Source organism: Aeromonas sp. 1805 (assembly GCF_013085525.1).
GTDB lineage: Bacteria > Pseudomonadota > Gammaproteobacteria > Enterobacterales > Aeromonadaceae > Aeromonas > Aeromonas hydrophila.
The window spans coordinates 3,552,646-3,570,173 of the sequence record NZ_CP038515.1 but is presented as its reverse complement, the minus strand read 5'-3'; the positions used below and the strand labels follow the sequence as shown (position 1 = coordinate 3,570,173).

Here is a 17,528-nt window from a genome sequence, read left to right as displayed (position 1 = left end):
TTTTTGTGGTCTTCAAGCAGCGTTAAGCTTAGTGGGAAACAGCTTCAACATTGACCTGATAGTCAAAGCTGAGGCTGTCATTTATCAACTCAACCTTCACTACCCCCCATCGACCAAGGATCCGAACAGGATCTCATTGGCAAGGGGTTTCTTGAGGTGTTCCTGGATGACCCGCCCCATGGGTCTCGCTCCCATGGCCCTGTCATATCCCTTCTCGGCCAACCAGTGGCGGACACCCTCGGACACTTCAAGAGACACGCCCTTGGCATCCAGTTGTACCTGCAACTCGACGATGAACTTGTCGACCACCTGATGTATCACCTGCATATCCAGATGGTTGAACCAGATGGTGTGATCGAGCCGGTTGCGAAACTCCGGGCTGAACGTCTTGTTGATCACCGCCATGGCATCGTGGCTCATATCCTGTTGCTGGAAGCCGATGGATTTGCGCTGGGTCTCCTGCACGCCGGCGTTGGTGGTCATCACCAGGATCACGTTGCGAAAATCCGCCTTTCGCCCGTTGTTGTCGGTCAGGGTACCGTTGTCCATCACCTGCAGCAGCAGGTTGAACACGTCCGGGTGCGCTTTTTCGATCTCGTCCAGCAACACCACTGAGTGCGGATGCTTGAGCACCGAGTCGGTCAGGAGTCCACCCTGCTCAAAGCCCACATAGCCGGGAGGTGCCCCGATCAGGCGGGAGACGGTGTGGCGTTCCATGTACTCCGACATATCAAAGCGCAGCACCTCGACGCCAAGCGCCTTGCCCAACTGCTGAGTGACCTCGGTCTTGCCCACCCCGGTCGGGCCGGCAAACAAGAAGCAACCCACGGGGCGCCGCTCATTACCCAAGCCCGAACGTGACAAGCGAATGGAGTCGGTCAGCACCTCGATGGCCTTGTCCTGACCAAATACCACCATCTTGAGATTGCGCTCCAGATTCTTCAGCACTTCCTTGTCGGAAGAGGAGACTGATTTCTCAGGGATGCGGGCAATCTTGGCCACAATGGCTTCGATCTCCTGCACATTGATCACTTTCTTGCGCTTGCTCGCCGGCAGCAGCCGTTGCCCGGCACCGGCTTCGTCGATCACGTCGATCGCCTTGTCAGGCAGATGGCGATCATTGATGTACTTGGCAGAGAGCTCCACCGCTGCGCGAATGGCCTTGACGGTGTAGCGCACCCCATGGTGAGCCTCATAGCGGCTCTTGAGGCCCATGAGGATGCGGGTGGTGTCATCCACACTGGGCTCGACGATATCGATCTTCTGGAAGCGACGCGCCAGAGCACGGTCCTTTTCAAAGATCTGGGAATATTCCTGATAAGTGGTGGAGCCGACACAACGCAGCAAGCCATTGGAGAGCAGCGGCTTGATGAGGTTGGCCGCATCCAGCTGACCACCGGAGGCCGCCCCTGCCCCTATGATGGTGTGGATCTCGTCGATAAACAGTATCGCCCCTTCCTGGCGCTCGATCTGCTTGAGCAGCACCTTGAGGCGCTTCTCGAAATCACCGCGATATTTGGTTCCCGCCAACAGCGAGCCCATGTCCAGGGAATAGATGGTGCTGCCCGCAATCACCTCGGGCACATCACCCTTGACGATACGATAGGCCAGCCCTTCAGCGATGGCCGTCTTGCCCACCCCGGCTTCACCGACCAGCAAGGGGTTGTTCTTGCGACGGCGGCAGAGCACCTGGATGGTACGGTTGAGCTCCTGATCCCGCCCGATGAGCGGATCAATACGCCCTTCCAGCACCAGCTGATTGAGATTGGTGGCAAAGCTTTCTATCTGGGCGGCAGACACATCGTCGTCGGACTCGGCATTGTTGCTGCTGTTGTCCGGCTTGCTGTCTTTGCGCACGCCATGGGAGAGGAAGTTGACCACGTCCAGCCGGCTTATCTCGGCCTTTTTCAGGAAGTAAGCGGCCTGGGACTCCTGCTCGCTGAAAATGGCAACCAGCACGTTGGCACCACTGACTTCCGTGTTGCCCGATGATTGAACATGGAACACGGCGCGTTGCAGCACCCGCTGGAAGCCCAGTGTGGGCTGGGTTTCACGATCTTCATCGTCACGGGGAATAAGCGGGGTTGTTTGACTGATGAATGCGCTGATCTCTTTGCGCATCAGCTCCACGTCAGCACCACAAGAACTCAGCGCCTCATGGGCTGAGCTGTTATCCAGCAGGGCTAACAACAGGTGCTCGACAGTCATGAATTCGTGGCGCTCGTCACGGGCCAGTTTGAAAGCCTCGTTCAGCGTCTTTTCTAGATCTTTATTCAACATAGGCACCTCCCCTAGTACAGCAACAATGTGGTGTCGTCATCGCCATCAAGTCATCAGATTCAAGCCTTTTCCATGGTACACAGCAGTGGATGTTCGTTGTTACGTGCATAGGTGTTGACCTGGACCACTTTGGTTTCGGCAATCTCGGCGGTGAACGTGCCACAGACTCCCTTACCACTATAATGCACGCTCAGCATCACCTGAGTGGCCTTGTCCAAATCCATACCAAAGAACTTTTGCAGCACCTCCACCACGAACTCCATCGGTGTGTAGTCGTCGTTGTTCAGGACGACCTTGTACATGGGTGGCGGTTGCAGCTTGGTTTTCTCTGCTTCTGCAATCTCTTCATTAGCAAAGAGTTCTTTCTGCTTGCTCATAATCGCGCTTTGGTACCTCTAGATTACTACCGCCTAACACAAGATTGTCAATAGACTTGTTAACCAGATCACATCAGTTGTTAACAACTCCTTGACTCGCTCAAAAGTTAGACTAGATTGGTTACTTGCTAATCGGCGCCCGTCTGCTATGGGCTATGTTACTAGTTATAAAGGGCTGGCGCAGGTTACTCAACGACTTCAAGGTAATCAATAAAAGGATGTAGATGTATGGCAACCGGAACAGTCAAGTGGTTTAACAACGCAAAAGGATTTGGGTTTATCTGTCCGGAAGGAGGTGGTGAAGATATCTTCGCCCACTACTCCACGATACAAATGGAAGGCTACAAGACATTGAAAGCAGGTCAAGCAGTCAACTTTGAACTGCAGCAGGGGCCGAAAGGCAATCACGCCTCTGTCATTGTGCCAAACGAAGCACAGAACATGTAAGAGTCGAACTGGATAAATAAAAAAACCGGCAAGCCGCAAGGTTGCCGGTTTTTTTATTGCTACGATTCACAGGAAAGGTTCGTTCCCACGAGCAGACTACAAGGAAATCATTGCGCGTTGTCGTGATAGTCCTGACAGGCGCTCAGGGTATTTTCCATCAGGCTGGCAACCGTCATGGGGCCAACCCCACCCGGTACAGGCGTGATGAAGGAGGCATGATTGCGCGCGGTCTCAAACTCCACGTCACCGACCAAAGAGCCGTCTGCCAATCGATTGATGCCCACGTCGATCACCAGCGCCCCCGGTTTGACCCACTCACCCGGAATGAAATTGGGTTTGCCAACCGCCACCACCAGCAGGTCAGCACGGCGAACCTGATCTTCCAGATCCTGAGTGAAACGGTGACAGGTGGTGGTAGTGCAACCGGCCAGCAGCAGCTCCAGCGTCATCGGCCGACCGACGATGTTGGATGCCCCGACTACCACCGCATGCAGACCATGCGTTTTTACACCAGTCGCTTCAATCAGCGTCATGATGCCTTTGGGCGTACAGGGGCGCAGTGCCGGGATACGCTGTGCCAGCCGACCCACATTGTAGGGGTGGAAACCATCCACATCCTTGTCGGGGCGAATACGCTCTAGCACCTGAGTCGTATCACAGTGAGCCGGCAAGGGGAGCTGCACCAGAATACCGTCAACGTCTGCATCTTCATTCAACTTATCGATCAGTGCCAGCAACTCTTCCTGGCTCGCCGTCGCGTCCAGATCGTAAGAGCGGGAGATAAAGCCTACCTCTTCGCAGGCGCGCCGCTTGCTGCCGACATAGACCTGCGAGGCAGGATCTACCCCGACCAGGATCACCGCCAAGCCCGGCGCCCGTTTTCCTTGTGCCAACCGCTGTTGGACTTGCGCTGCGACCTGATTGCGAATCGTTTGCGCAACCTGTTTTCCATCAATGATTTTGGCAGACATCGTTCTTCACTCACCATGTGTTCAACTGCCGCGCATTGTCGCATTTTTTTGCCACGGGTGTTAGCGGCTCTCGCATGGAGGGCAATAAGTAGGCATTTGAATTCATTGGTGGAAAAATTCGTTGACGCTGGCTTTCCCGCTTGGGTATGATGCCGGCCCGTTGCCCAGTACAGCCGCTGTCGCTATGCTGGAGACGAGATTTTCGGTGATTAGCGCAGCCCGGTAGCGCATCTGGTTTGGGACCAGAGGGTCAAAGGTTCGAATCCTTTATCACCGACCAAGTTTTTCGGCATGCCGCCAGGCTTGTCGAGGCAATGCGCCCTTAGCTCAGTCGGATAGAGCAACGGCCTTCTAAGCCGTGGGTCGCAGGTTCGAATCCTGCAGGGCGCGCCATTGATGACATGCATCTCTCCGATGCAGGGCATTGATGGATATTTTCAGTGGTGGCTGTAGCTCAGTTGGTAGAGTCCCGGATTGTGATTCCGGTTGTCGTGGGTTCGAGTCCCATCAGCCACCCCACAATCTCCTTTCAGAAACATCCAATCTTATCTATTTCAATCCAGTAGACATAAACAGCCTCCCAATGTCATGGCCGTTGCTGAAAAACTCCCGCAACTGGTCGCAACGGCGACACTCTAAAAGGCATCAGCATTGATGATGGCGGTTGCCAGTAACCCGTATCAGACCTTGTGGACATCAAAGGGAGAACAACTTGGCATGACTCGGTGGGGCTGATGTAGTCAGACCTAGACAGCTATTTGGAACACCACTCAACCAGCAGCCACATCAGAGCAGAATAATTGAAATGCAGCCCCCCCCCTACCGCATGTTCAAGAAGGTTCTGACTTTGATACCGAAAGAAGAGCACACTAAAGCAGCATAAAAGGACACCGGTTTGAAACCGGTGTCAGGTGATAACTAGATCTGCACAATCAGTAGAGCCGCATATGAGTACCAATCAAAGGCTTTTACATTGGATTGATAGATATCTCAATTTCATTGACTACTTCAGAACCAAAAAATTTCATCATGTAGTTATCACTTATATATGTTAAAGCACCGTCTTTTTTAGACACAGGTACACCATATACTTTTATGACATCAAGCATCTTGCTTCCCACATAGATCCCTCTACTACTAAATCCCACATCTTTCTTAAGAATGACTTTAGTTATTCTATAATCATCAAAGTCTCTTTTTAATTTATTATAGTTAAGGTTTGATGACTCTATATATATAAAGCCAAAGTCATGAAGGTAAAACTTATAATCTACGCCGTTAATGTTTTTAAATACATCGACGGAATCATTTCCACTATCCATTTCAGTGAGTCCATTAAAAGCGCCGACAACCTCACTATAATCATCACCAACTTTTATGTCATAACCATTGAAGTGTATGGCAAAGTCACTTCTTTGTACATTTAAATGTTCAAGTGGTCTTTCTTTTTTGGTGATACGAGCTGAATCAACCCACCCTGTATGAACCTCACCTTTTCGGTCTAGATAATTAACATATTGAAATCCATTGTATGATGCATATGAAGTTGCCATATCCCCATTAATAATGAATTTTTTCGACTTACATTCATCAAGAGGAAGGTCATTAAAAAAAGTACGTCCTTTCGATGTGACGACAAAATTTGACACATCATACGCAACTTTATTACCCTTCTGAACTTCATTAAACATTGTGTTTTCACATGCAGTTATATCACCAAATGGATAAAGAAAAAAAACGGCACAGAGAATACCCTTCATTAATTATTCCTAAAATAAAGAAGATATCTATGGTTGGATTTATAAAACTTATGTAAATTAAAGAGATATTCAATTGCATTAGTATTTCTTTCGCTTTGAAATTTTCAGAAAAATAACCATACACTGATAAAATACAGAATGCAAATGAATAGTCTTTATTAATAAGGCACCTTTTAAATATCACATTGCTAAACCAGCATTTTAGCCACCATATAACTGATGGTTCTCTTTCCTCCACTTTTACAAGAATATCTTTGAATTTATATTCTGGGAAATGCTTGTAGATGCTGAGGAAAAATGAAAAAATACCAGCCTGAGGCCGGCGCCAGGTGATAACCAGATCTGTACAATATACTAAAGGAAAAAATCTCTTTAGGAAAAACCATGTCACACATATATTTTACGCTACTTATAAAAGCCACCATGATAAAGGCCATATTAATTATCAATTTTCCTTTGTAAAGGATCATGTAGATCGAAACATCTCCGTAACTTACTCTTTATTGAATCATCATATTTCAGCTTTATCTTATCCTCAAGGTAAGCAGATGTATTCCATAATGAGGCATCAGAATAAATATATGAAGCCCATCCAATACCCCCACTGCCATTAGTATCATAACTTAACTGCATACTGACTTCTTTACCATTATCTGAGTCTATAACAACATTTACATCTTTAGCCGCAACATATATAAAGTCATAATTACTACTACGTACTGCTTCTGCCAAATAATCATAACATTGCGAGTTATTACTAGCGATTGTGGCATTAGAAAAAATAATAATTAAATATAATGCTCTCATTTTTCATCCTTTAGTTAGTCACTTATTTTTTGATTTATCTTTGATATATGAACTTTATATGCCTTATGAATATTAACATCAGATACATTGTGCAAACTAGCCCAATTTCCATTATGTTATTTAATAGAAAAAGCCTTTTATTCCATGGTGGCAACAACATAAGGAAACTTAATAAATGTTTTTTCTGTCTGTCACTTTAATGAACCACTCTTGCCTTTATTTTCAAACGAGCCCCAAGATCCAATAGGCATATACGACGATTTTTAAAAAAAGTCTTATCCCAACCATAGCATGGTGGGTTTCCAAATGCTTCCACCCCACCTACACCACAATTTTTATATTGAAGTGATTTAAAATATCCTTTTGCATCACGATACATTCGTTTAATAGCTACAGCCATATCATGGCTATATTTATTAAATATAATCAGAAATGCATCCTCTGCATCAGCATAGGTAAATAAATTACCACTTTCTTGACTCAAAACTGAGATTTCAAATAAATAAAAAGGATGCAAACGCCATACTTTAGGACCTTCTACCCTATGATTCATTAATCTATGCATCCACCTAGTACCTTCAACACGATCAACTTCATGGCTAATAAGTGCCGGTAGTTCAGTAACCTCACTAAATATGCTTTTAAATCGCTCCATCATAACTGTTGAAGTTGGTGCCAACTATGCTTCACCACCATCCCTTTAACTCGATCATAGCTCTCTATGCTATCGACAGCATTCTCCAACTTTTTAACTGTAAGATCATTATCTTTCAACTCTTTATCATCTGAAGCATGACGATACAGATTCAGGAAAAATGGGGGAATCTTAGCCTGATCCAAGGCACTATCACTATCAGAGCCATCAATCAGCGTGAAGCCTTTATCCTTCCATTCTTTGCTACTGACCAACTCCTCTGATCGTGGATCGTAACTAAATAGCTCTATGGGTAGTGGTTTAATCATCCCGGACAGTATAAAGTCGCCACCCATACCTGAGGTATTAAATGACAAGACTACGTCGCTCTTTTACTGCTGAATTTAAACTCGAAGCCGCATCTTTGGTACTCGATTAAGCTGTGCTCTTAAAGTGATGAAAATATAATCTCACATCTTCTCAACAGCTTAAGACCTATGTAGTGTCCCGTCGCTATCAGTTAACCGATGCACAATGGGGGCTTATCGAGCCCCTGTTTCCACATCACCGCATAAGCGGACGCCCTACTCGTGAGCCACGCCAAGTGCTTGATGGCATTCTCTGGATACTTCACACCGGTGCACCTTGGCGAGATCAGCCAGAACGTTTAGGCCTATGGAACTCGGTCTACAACTCCTTTCGACGTTGGCAAAGCACAGGCCGTATCGATGCCATCCTTGCGGTACTGCAACTGTATCTCAATGAAGAAGGGCTTATCGACTTCGACCTGTGGCGCATTGACGGCTCCAATGTCAGAGCATCCAAAGATGCTGCCAGAGCGCGTAAAAAACATTCCGGTGAATCAAGCTCTTGGTCGTTCTCGTGGTGGTTTTGGCAGCAAAATTCACTTGGTCACTGATGGTAATGGTTTACCGCTGGGGTTCTGCCTTTCGCCGGGGCAGTCAGCGGAAATCAGATATGCGACAAGTGCGTTGGCCATGGCAAGGATCCCGACTTCATCAGGCCGTTATCGCACGCGGCCAACGCATCTTGCCGCAGATAAGGCCTATAGCAGCAGGGCTCTGCGGGCAGAACTCCGGCGCAGAAAGATAAAAGCGGTTATCCCGCAACGCAGCGACCAGCAACGGCACCATAAGGGACGTTCACTGGTGTTAGACAAAGCTCGTTATCGTAGGAGAAATGTGGTCGAACGGTGCTTCGGATGGCTGAAGAAGTTTCGCCGATTCTCAACGAGGTATGAAAAGCTGGCGGGAAGTTTTGCAGCCTTTATCAAGCTGGCTTTCTGCCTTCGTTACTTACGGGAGCTATTGGCGGACAAAAAACCAGCATTTTGAGAACGCAGCCTAGGGGTGTTCTATCTGTGAAGCCAGCCGTTCTCTGGATGTCGGCGAAACCATGCTTCGTCGATGGGTTCAGCAACTTCAATCCGAACGAACTGACACAACTCCTATCAGTAAAACACAGACCCCGGAACAGCAGAAAATCTAGGAACTGGAAGCCCGCATCAACCGACTTGAACGTGAAAAGGCCATTTTAAAAAAGGCTACTGCTCTCTTGATGGTGGACGAGCTCGAACGTGCGCGCTGATAGACCCATTAAGGGATCCCCCCAACCACGCTGGTCTGTTGCACGTTCGGTATTCCAACTTCCTGTTTCTACGACTACCTGGCTCGTACCCGCACCATTGACCGTGAATAGGTGCAGCAAAAAAGCGTGCTGCGGCGCTTGTTCAACGAGAGTCGGGGTTCAGCTGTCAGCCAGGCCTTGATGTTGATGATGCGGGAGCCGAGGCATCAGGTGGGCCGGTTCAACGTTTGTCGCCTAATGAAGGTCGCGGGGCGGACGTCCAGGCAACCCGGCGATCATGCCTACAAAGTCGCCCGGGCTGAGCGACCGGATATCCCGAATCTGCTGGCTCGTGAATTTGTCGTTCCGCAGCTCAATCAGGTGTGGTGTGGTGTGGTGTGGTGTGGTGTGGTGTGGTGTGGTGTGGTGTGGTGTGGTGTGGTGTGGTGTGGTGTGGTGTGGTGTGGCGATATTACTTACGTGTGGGCCGTTGGCATTATTTGGCGGCGGTGCTGGACCTTCATATCCGGCGGGTCGTGGGCTGGTCAATGTCTGATAGACCTGATGCTGACTTGGCAGTGAACGGGTATTTCGGCTATGGCTCTATCGTATGACCCAGAGTATGACTCGGCGTGGTAACTGCTGGGATAATGCGCCAATGGAACGGCTGTTCAGGAGCCTCAAACCGGAATGGCTTCCGACCACGGGGTACATGAGCCTGCGGGAAGCGAAGCGGGATATCAGCCACTACCTGATGGATTACTTCAACTGGCGGCGACCACGCGGGATACCGCCAGCAGAGGCCGAGAATCGGCTTCGCTATGTGTCCGGATTTAGTTGACCACTACAGTCCATGTACTCAACGAAACGGTGCAACCATTCTTTAAAACCCACGAGGTACGGGTCTATACCATCCTGTCGGACAACGAGCGTGAGTTCTACGGACGCCATGACCATCATCCCTACGAGCTGTTCCTATAACTGGAGGGAATTGAGCATCGAACCACCAAAGTGCGCAAACCGCAGAGCAACGGCTTTATCGAGCGGCTACATCGCACCTTGCTGGATGAACACTTCCGTATCAAGGGGAGGCTCATCTGGTATAAGTAAGTGGGGCAGATGCAGATAGGTCTGGACCGCTACCTAGAACACGACAACAACCACAGGCCACACTTAGTGTAGTGGCAGAATGATGGAAAGACAGCCTCCCTTACAGCATATTCAAGAAGATTCTGAAATTGATACCGAAAGAAACTAGCACTGAAGTTGTGTAAACAAGGCTCCGATTTGACTTCTTCATCAGGTAATAACTAGAACAGTACAAGTGTTGCAATCCTTCCCCCCATGGCTGGTTTCATTTTGTTTCATTTTTTGAGCTCCAACTTCAATCCATCCTCACTACAAGCCATCATCTTCATACAGAAATTCCCAGACCACTCTACCGATTTAATTATTGATGACCATAAAATAACACCGGCGTTAGGCCGGTGTTATTTTATAGCTACTCGCTCTATTGTTACACCCAGTTGAAAACGCTATCAACACTACTGCTATAAACTTAAAGTTACTTTTCAGTCATCAGATACCATTCATTTTTATCTTTTAATAACTGACTATTTAAATAAAACTTATTGTTTTTAATTTTGATTTTAAACTGTGGAGATGGGGAGTCACACAAATAGTCTTTCCCATTGACTGATACATTCCATGAAAGCGATATAGTGCCATTTTCATTTATAGCAACATAGTTCCCATCACAGGAATACATAGAATGCCATGACTTTATCTTTAGAAAGGCTTTATCACCGTCGAAATTAAATATATATGTTTGGCTAGCCACACCACCATCAATTAACTCCTCTTGTTTTTGATTTAGGATTAATTTTTTATTAAATACACTAGAATAAGCATTGACCGAAAAAAGACAAAATAAAATAATAGCCAAACTTATTACTTTTTTTGGAAAAAAATTATTCATACATAAACCTATCACGTTCAGGCTTTATATTACAGTATGCTAAGGAACTACATAGCTCATGGAAACCAAGTGTAACATGGCGCCAAGCGATGGTTAGATATGTAAAATTATGAAACCCCAGCGCTCAATCAAAAACACACTTATTCATAATAGTAGTTTTATTACTCTTTGTGCCAGTAATAAAATCAGGCTGTGTACTCCACACATATTCTTTCTTTTTCATATCAAAAAAACCATACCATTTAATAACAAGAACTCCACCATTTATAGTCAATTTAGCAATTGGCTTATCTAAAGAAATAGATGACCAATTTATCTTATGATTTAGTGACTCCAACATGTCGACAAAAATCAGATCAGAAGAGTTTGTCGTTAACGCCCTCAGCTTCGCAGAAATCAATAAATTATTGTCATTAACATTTACTCTCACCTCCCCCCTATCAGATACAACTATATTGCCACCAAACCCACCACAATTGACAGACCAATAACCAACATACGAACTAAATTTAGCATTGGCCACACAAGAAAAAACAGCCAAAAATATAAATAAAAATCTACTTATCATTATTTAATAGCTCTAAAAAACCATGGTTTATAAATGGTATTGTTTGGCATAAAAACTCTTCAAATTTTGTACGCACTCAAGAATTCATATATTCCCCTATCAATTCTCTATGCCGACTAAGAGGGATACTTGTCAATTCATAACTACAATCATATTCAACAGATTATTTTATTATTCATTAAAGATGGACATATCATCTCTTTACAATATAGAGATGTCAAGCTCCCGACCGCATTTCTGAAAATATCCAAAGATTTTACTGGAGGTAGTGCGTACTAAAGTAGCGTAAAAAAGACACCGGTTTGAGGCCGGAGTCGGGTGATAACTAGCTCTGTACAAAGGGTAGAGAATAGGTGCTGGTTTTTAAACTGTCACTCTGCTTGTTCATCCATAACAATCTTTTCGACCACATCATTATTAATATCGAATGACAGCGTGCTGTTTTTAAATTTATATATCACTTGTACTTTGTCTAAATTTAATGGCTTACCATAGGACGCGAATATATTATCCGTAGTATCTCCTATTGTAATCCCTCTGCTGGTCATGTATTTCTTACTGTTAATTGTTATAGTTGTTATTCTATAATAGTTGTAATCCATCCCTGTCAGTTGAAAGTTTATGTTTGATGATCTGATTGTAAAACCTGTCCAAAAGTTATCGAAGTATTTATATGTTTCATCCCCCTTAGTAATAAAATTACCTGAAATACCAATATCAGGCTGCTTATTTATCTCACATTCACCCCACGCTTTATAAAACAGCTCATATGAACTTCCTAGCTCGATGTTTTTATAGGGTGACATAATAACGAAATCAGATTTCGATACTTCTGGTGGAGAATAATGCGATTTGGATGATGATCCAACTAATGACTCAGCTTTTTGCCAACCACTTACAACAGAGCCATTTTTCCTGATGTAATTACCAAAAATGTAATCGTTGCTTTTAAGATAAGAGTAAAAGTTATCACCTTTAATCAAAAATAGGTCTGACGACTTATATTTTTCGAATGGCGAGAATATAAGTAAGATTTATTCTGAACGGTGTTTTTACTAACAGTTTGTATATGTGGTGCATATTCCCAGCTTTCGTTACAATTAGCAAGCACAGGACCTGAAAATAAGATAATAAAAATTAAAGATGTGAATCTCACAATGAGGCGTCCTTGTATACTGGTATATCAAAGGTAGTGTTCGTATCAGGGAACAAATAAAAAATTCTTTTCATATCATTTTTTTTGGGCTAATGCCCAGTTGATGTCGGTTGCATATTGACTAGTCACTGGGGCTGCAGGATTCCATCTCATTTTATATAGAGTGTTTTTTGGACTCCATCGTTTGTTAATGAAACTTTCAGATATCCATGTGGCTAGCTCATGTTCGCCCCAGTGACCGATGATCTCTCCGGCCTGCACCGGTATCGGATTTGCGCTGCGGTTAACAACCGGCGCATCTTCTTTGAATTCGACCGGGATACTTGGTTCGGCGGCCAGCCCTGCCTCCATTTTGCTTTTCGCCAGCCAGCCTACATCCCCTTTTCTGGCATTGCTCATCACCCGATTGGCGCTATCTTTGGCGGTACCGCAGCCCGCCTGAATACCTGCACTTTACGAAACTCGGTCAGGCCGCCACCGAGAGTCACCATCTGTGACTCACTAGATACAACCACCTCACTGCCAGCAGGCAGCCCCATGCTACCCACTATGGTGTCAGCAGTTTTATTACGTAACCATGTATTACTCGGGACCTTATGGCGGGCCGGTTTACCTTCCGATGGTGTCACCCACTTCGGCTTTTGTGGAAATTCCTGCTGTAATTGGCTTGCAGCAATATGGAACAGGCTGCCCGGGTCATCAACGTAGTGCACCAGAAAGTAATTGTGGGCCTCATCTCTGTGGTTAAGCAGGTTGCTAGAGGTTTGCTGGAGCAGCTTCGCCTAGCCCCTGTTTTGGCACACACAGGGTTACTGTCCGACAGTCGGTGTCAGCTTGAGGGGCTCCCCCTTAGCCACAAATTCATAGGTGGAGACACCCGAGCCCTTGACAGTCACTCGCGCCGCCTCTGGGCTGCTATAGGTATTCTCACACGTAATATGCATGTAGAGGCTGTAAAAGGTCAGGCGATTCTTGTTCTGTTCACCCGTCTCGTAGTGATGACGAACCAGACAAAACGACGGAGAGGTATACAACTCCAGGTCTTGCCCTGGCTTGCCCTCCTCGGGGCTTCGGGTCGCCTTGGCAGGTTTGGTCGCCAGCCGGTAGGCCACGATTCCCCTGTACGCAATGGCGCGTACAACTCCACTCGGGTGCCAGCCCCCTTTCTCACTGAGGTGGATACCACCGTGCCAGATACGGTGGCGACCAATCAAGAAGGTGCCGCTCTTAAGACTGTATATCTTCTCGATAAAGGCATAGAGGGAGGTAATCTCGCTGGGGGAGTTGCCTCCCCAGCTGTCATCCCTGATCTTTAAAAAGCGACTGCGGTGATAACAGGCCAAACAACACCTTGCTCAGAAAGGTGGGAACCCCAGAACATCCTGACTTATTATTCATCATATTTACGTAGTGATATATTCTTCCATCTATCTCATATGTATTTATAAAGAATAGTACTTTTTAAGATTCTGTCTAGGTATCGACTCTCCCTCTCCACCATAACTTCCATTTGGCGCCTGTATAGTTTCTTCTCATCCGAGAGCATATTTAACGCCGTGTTGAAATGCAAAATATTTTATTGGGATAGGATCTATCCACCCTACACAGCCTACTTTACATGTAAAAATAACAATATCGCCTTCATTGGGAGACTATGACCCACACCTCAATAGAAATATCAAGCTCGATATCACGATCGCGATTTAAAACATAATCATTAAGAATCCAGTATTGCTTTCCATTAGTGGTTTGCTTTACAAATAAATGCTCACCCGAGTTTCCTTTAAGCTTATCTTTCACTATAACCAAAGAGTGAGCACCTGAACTATTAGACCAGCTTTTGTCAACTCTTGCTTCTGATGCAAACACTGACGCCTATATAAGAATAATAATGCAGATAGAAAGCTTATTGAACATCTAGGTTCTTCTTTAATAAATTTGTAATCATCCTAGTGTTTGTTCAATAAAGTTCGTTCCAAAGCTCACCTGCCCCTTTCTTTAATAAATGAGTTACAATTAATTCTATCAATTCAAAGAACGCTATCAACTCTCAATGGGATTTTAGACAACCCCATGCACAATGCATTATTAAGCTTACCATTAAGCTCATCGTCATTTAAATCCACCTTTAACAATCGATCATTCTTTTCTTCAAGAGCATAGAATGATATGTTCATTTCGGAACCATCGACATTAGTGAAAATCAACACGTCAATTCCATCAATATACTTATAACTATAGCTATTCATCGCCACCCTAATTCTTTTTCTTATGGATAAATCCTTCATTGATTTAAGTAGCTCAGCCGCATTTATACCTGAAACAGGGCGATTTTCTGCCCCCCACTCAATATCCGGATGACTATCCTTGCATACAAGTTCAGTCTCTCCAGTTAAAACAGGAATAAATAAATTATTATATTTGCCAGCTATATCATCAAGTGAAAAAAATGTTACATTCACCCCTCCCGGCGTTCCTGCAAAAACCCCTGAGCTCAACAAAATAACCGACACATACTTCCACATATCTAGTCACCCCACAGATTCTGACTTTTTAACTGTCACATTACTGACATCATCAAACCATGACATATTAACATGTCTACTATCTATTACAGATAGCTCATCATGCCCCTTATAGGTGACTATTCAACAAAAATATAAAATGCATAATGTTTTATCTGTACAAATTATTTTATATATTCAGAACTAAAATGGTGGGCGTCCCAGATTTTGGGATTCTCAGCCAGGGCCCACACATGTCATTTTAAGATATCCATTTTTTTCCTTAAGGATAAACATATCATTGCCTATAATATAAATATCCCCCTCTACACCAGCATCATCCTGAATATCTTGTCGAACCACACTAACTTTATTCTCTTTCAGAGAACGTATGTAATCATTAATTTTTGTTTTTAAAAAAAATTCAGCTAAAAAATATTCAACCCCATCTAAAGAACTATCAATAGGCCAGCGATATTCAGCCTTAACCACTGGAAACCCAAAAAGTGTTACGCCATTAAACAAATGAATAAGAATATTTTCATTTTCTTTTATATCTTTGATTCTACGCTCAACAACGTGAGAATAATATTTATGTGATATATAGCCCTCCTTTTTTCCATCTGGGCTATTACCTATATCAACAACTTCAAATCCACTATAGCAAATAGGGGTGTTGACACCAAAAACATCCTCAAGCCTTAATGCATTCTCTTTTGAGAGAACCACATTTGACAACAGAATTAAAACAAATAAACATTTCTTCATCACAGTATCGCACTCCCTTTTTTCTTCTTAAGGTGGATTCCAAACTCGGCATTTAAATAATCAGCTGTTTGTGTGTCTAACTTATTACCCTCAGCAATTACTCTCAGTGCATATTCCTTATATGCACTTGGCACATAATATCCGACTAAACGAAGATTTTTACTTGATTTAGTATCATTAAAGCAAATCATGTCAGATTGATTACCACCGATATGAGTGTTTTCATTATACACAAACGCTACGTGCCCCTTTCCGTTTGGCTTAACAAAAACAACGATAGCACCATAAATCTTTTCTTTTATTTTATAAAAACTTTTATCCCATCTAAAACTTTGTGATGATGCTGGTGCTTTACTCATTGAAAATGCTGGCGTTGATTTCTTTAAACAATAATTAACAAATGACGCACACCATGGCTGATTATCACCAGCTAAGTTAGGAAATTGCGTTCCTGTTTCCTTATGATAATTAGTATCAATCTCGTCTTCTAAATTTTTTGCCCATTTTTTTGCTTCAGACAAAGCAACCGTCATCCAAGGTGCCTCTTCCTCCATCAATGGTATCGTAGCCAAGGGCTTGCCTTTGCTATCCCTCGTAGTTTCAACAGCCACAGTTGCTACTGCTTTGTTAGGCTTTTTTCCAGCACCAGTACTTGTAGATACAGTTGGTTGAGATTGTATTTTTTTTGGTGTTGTAGACGGAGCAGTAATTAGTTCAGTGCTATTATTAGCTTTTGGCAATATCCATATCTTGGTCCCTGGGTAGACTCTAGCAGGGTCCTTTATATTGTTAGCTTTAACTATGGCATCAACATTTGTTTTGTATTTCTTGGCAAGATGCCATAGGGTATCCCCTGACTTTATTGTGTACTGAAATTTTTTACGTTCAGGTAATGGTTGCCCTACTGGTGGATCTAAAGGCATAGTTTTTGCTTTTGCAATAATACCATCAAAAACAGCTAAAACATTTTTTGCCGGACCACTAGGGTCAATAACGGCAATTTCTTTCATAGAGCCATCAATAGGATTAGGAACACATACGTTTATTGTACACGTAAATACAATATGAGGTATAGGAGGTACCAAACCACGTTCATCTGTAATCAATTCTTTCTGAACATCACCACTTTTCAAGACTACAACTTGACCTGAAATAGGTCTGGATCCATCACTCACAACAACATTACTAAGTTTTGTAGTTACTTCCTTACGAGTATCCTTTTCATTATGATAACCCTCAATAACCTCTATAGCATGGGCAACATCATCGAGCTCGGAAGTGCTTAATCTATTTATGACTTTTGAACGAGAAACACCTGATATTTTTTCTAGATCAGAGATATACTTCGACGTATTGTTCTCATGATATGGAGCATACGCTCTGATTCCATTTTCTACAGTTTTATCACCATGCATACGAAGCAAATTTTTCTTTAACTCTGCAAACCCTACTTCATAACTAGGAAAAATAAGAAAAAAACCATTACTCTCTGTCTTTGCAAATCCAATATGGCTCTTAACTTTTTTAGGTTGTGGCTTTCCATTAACCATTCTGGGCCTGAGATTACCAGGATTATTCGTTCGCCAAGGCAAAGTCCCCCCCTTCCTTAGCAGGCACGCACCTTTAGGCCCCTGATATTGAGCCGTTTTTGTTTTTCCATCATACAGGCAAGCAATCCATTGATTCATCGC

At 44.3% G+C, this 17,528-nt stretch carries 16 protein-coding genes, 3 tRNA genes and 4 pseudogenes; 8 read left to right on the top strand and 15 right to left on the bottom strand.

Annotated features, from left to right (window positions below; all coding sequences use genetic code 11):
* Positions 1 to 28 precede the first annotated feature (28 nt).
* Both clpA and clpS read right to left on the bottom strand, forming a co-directional pair.
* Positions 29 to 2,280: pseudogene (clpA, locus tag E5E96_RS16790) on the bottom strand (ATP-dependent Clp protease ATP-binding subunit ClpA).
* A 59-nt stretch (positions 2,281 to 2,339) separates the two neighbouring features.
* Entirely contained in the window at positions 2,340 to 2,657 is a 318-nt protein-coding gene (clpS, locus tag E5E96_RS16785; protein WP_005300028.1) for an ATP-dependent Clp protease adapter ClpS, read from the bottom strand.
* 228 nt (positions 2,658 to 2,885) lie between these two features.
* On the opposite strand from clpS, the gene cspD reads away from it, so the two are divergent.
* A complete protein-coding gene (gene cspD, locus E5E96_RS16780; protein WP_005300025.1) occupies positions 2,886 to 3,104 on the top strand; it encodes a cold shock-like protein CspD in 219 nt (72 codons plus the stop codon).
* A gap of 107 nt (positions 3,105 to 3,211) precedes the next feature.
* Here the strand turns inward: cspD and folD are convergent, their stop codons facing one another.
* Complete coding sequence (gene folD / locus E5E96_RS16775) at positions 3,212 to 4,075, bottom strand: bifunctional methylenetetrahydrofolate dehydrogenase/methenyltetrahydrofolate cyclohydrolase FolD (protein ID WP_017411050.1); 864 nt, start codon at positions 4,073 to 4,075, stop codon at positions 3,212 to 3,214.
* Positions 4,076 to 4,278: 203 nt separating this feature from the next.
* On the opposite strand from folD, the gene E5E96_RS16770 reads away from it, so the two are divergent.
* From E5E96_RS16770 to E5E96_RS22610, 4 genes and pseudogenes are all read left to right on the top strand, one after another.
* Positions 4,279 to 4,355 (top strand) — tRNA-Pro (locus E5E96_RS16770).
* A 36-nt stretch (positions 4,356 to 4,391) separates the two neighbouring features.
* Positions 4,392 to 4,468 (top strand) — tRNA-Arg (locus tag E5E96_RS16765).
* Positions 4,469 to 4,518: 50 nt separating this feature from the next.
* Positions 4,519 to 4,594 (top strand) — tRNA-His (locus E5E96_RS16760).
* Between the two features lie 176 nt (positions 4,595 to 4,770).
* A pseudogene (locus E5E96_RS22610) lies at positions 4,771 to 4,958 on the top strand (IS481 family transposase); the annotation flags it as partial.
* Positions 4,959 to 5,043: 85 nt separating this feature from the next.
* Here the strand turns inward: E5E96_RS22610 and E5E96_RS16755 are convergent.
* From E5E96_RS16755 to E5E96_RS16740, 4 genes are all read right to left on the bottom strand, one after another.
* Positions 5,044 to 5,835 carry a hypothetical protein gene (locus E5E96_RS16755; protein WP_171282650.1) on the bottom strand — a complete coding sequence of 264 codons (792 nt, stop codon included), beginning with the start codon at positions 5,833 to 5,835 and terminating at the stop codon, positions 5,044 to 5,046.
* Positions 5,836 to 6,273: 438 nt separating this feature from the next.
* The gene (locus tag E5E96_RS16750) at positions 6,274 to 6,642 is read right to left on the bottom strand and encodes a hypothetical protein (protein WP_171282649.1); all 369 of its coding nucleotides are present in this window, start codon (positions 6,640 to 6,642) and stop codon (positions 6,274 to 6,276) included.
* A gap of 196 nt (positions 6,643 to 6,838) precedes the next feature.
* Positions 6,839 to 7,321, bottom strand: coding sequence for a hypothetical protein (locus E5E96_RS16745; RefSeq protein WP_216368091.1), 483 nt, complete (start codon positions 7,319 to 7,321; stop codon positions 6,839 to 6,841).
* Entirely contained in the window at positions 7,297 to 7,653 is a 357-nt protein-coding gene (locus tag E5E96_RS16740) for a hypothetical protein (RefSeq protein ID WP_171282647.1), read from the bottom strand. Before E5E96_RS16740 ends, E5E96_RS16745 begins: the two co-directional genes overlap by 25 nt.
* A 125-nt stretch (positions 7,654 to 7,778) precedes the next feature.
* Here E5E96_RS16740 and E5E96_RS16735 point away from each other — a divergent pair.
* From E5E96_RS16735 to E5E96_RS16725, 3 genes and pseudogenes are all read left to right on the top strand, one after another.
* Positions 7,779 to 8,631, top strand: a protein-coding gene (locus tag E5E96_RS16735; protein ID WP_171282646.1) for an IS5 family transposase whose coding sequence is annotated in 2 segments (ribosomal slippage) — positions 7,779 to 8,134 and positions 8,133 to 8,631 — 855 coding nt in all. Because the reading frame shifts where the segments join, the coding sequence is not laid out codon by codon here.
* A gap of 13 nt (positions 8,632 to 8,644) precedes the next feature.
* Positions 8,645 to 9,704: pseudogene (locus tag E5E96_RS16730) on the top strand (integrase core domain-containing protein); the annotation flags it as partial.
* A 2-nt stretch (positions 9,705 to 9,706) separates the two neighbouring features.
* Positions 9,707 to 10,036 (top strand): annotated as a pseudogene (locus E5E96_RS16725) (integrase core domain-containing protein); the annotation flags it as partial.
* 391 nt (positions 10,037 to 10,427) lie between these two features.
* On the opposite strand, the gene E5E96_RS16720 reads toward E5E96_RS16725, so the two are convergent.
* The 8 genes from E5E96_RS16720 to E5E96_RS16690 form a co-directional block, all read right to left on the bottom strand.
* The gene (locus E5E96_RS16720; RefSeq protein ID WP_171282645.1) at positions 10,428 to 10,841 is read right to left on the bottom strand and encodes a hypothetical protein; all 414 of its coding nucleotides are present in this window, start codon (positions 10,839 to 10,841) and stop codon (positions 10,428 to 10,430) included.
* A 124-nt stretch (positions 10,842 to 10,965) separates the two neighbouring features.
* Positions 10,966 to 11,409 carry a hypothetical protein gene (locus tag E5E96_RS16715; RefSeq protein WP_164672918.1) on the bottom strand — a complete coding sequence of 148 codons (444 nt, stop codon included), beginning with the start codon at positions 11,407 to 11,409 and terminating at the stop codon, positions 10,966 to 10,968.
* 371 nt (positions 11,410 to 11,780) lie between these two features.
* Complete coding sequence (locus E5E96_RS16710) at positions 11,781 to 12,392, bottom strand: hypothetical protein (RefSeq protein ID WP_171282644.1); 612 nt, start codon at positions 12,390 to 12,392, stop codon at positions 11,781 to 11,783.
* Positions 12,393 to 12,640: 248 nt separating this feature from the next.
* The gene (locus E5E96_RS22605; RefSeq protein ID WP_253264653.1) at positions 12,641 to 12,964 is read right to left on the bottom strand and encodes a hypothetical protein; all 324 of its coding nucleotides are present in this window, start codon (positions 12,962 to 12,964) and stop codon (positions 12,641 to 12,643) included.
* A gap of 410 nt (positions 12,965 to 13,374) precedes the next feature.
* Entirely contained in the window at positions 13,375 to 13,908 is a 534-nt protein-coding gene (locus E5E96_RS22600) for a hypothetical protein (RefSeq protein WP_253264652.1), read from the bottom strand.
* Positions 13,909 to 14,595: 687 nt separating this feature from the next.
* Positions 14,596 to 15,090, bottom strand: a complete 495-nt coding sequence (locus E5E96_RS16700) for a hypothetical protein (RefSeq protein ID WP_171282643.1) — start codon at positions 15,088 to 15,090, stop codon at positions 14,596 to 14,598.
* A 216-nt stretch (positions 15,091 to 15,306) separates the two neighbouring features.
* A complete protein-coding gene (locus E5E96_RS16695) occupies positions 15,307 to 15,840 on the bottom strand; it encodes a hypothetical protein (RefSeq protein WP_171282642.1) in 534 nt (177 codons plus the stop codon).
* Positions 15,837 to 17,525, bottom strand: coding sequence for a LysM peptidoglycan-binding domain-containing protein (locus tag E5E96_RS16690; RefSeq protein WP_171282641.1), 1,689 nt, complete (start codon positions 17,523 to 17,525; stop codon positions 15,837 to 15,839). Before E5E96_RS16690 ends, E5E96_RS16695 begins: the two co-directional genes overlap by 4 nt.
* Between the last annotated feature and the right edge of the window lie 3 nt (positions 17,526 to 17,528).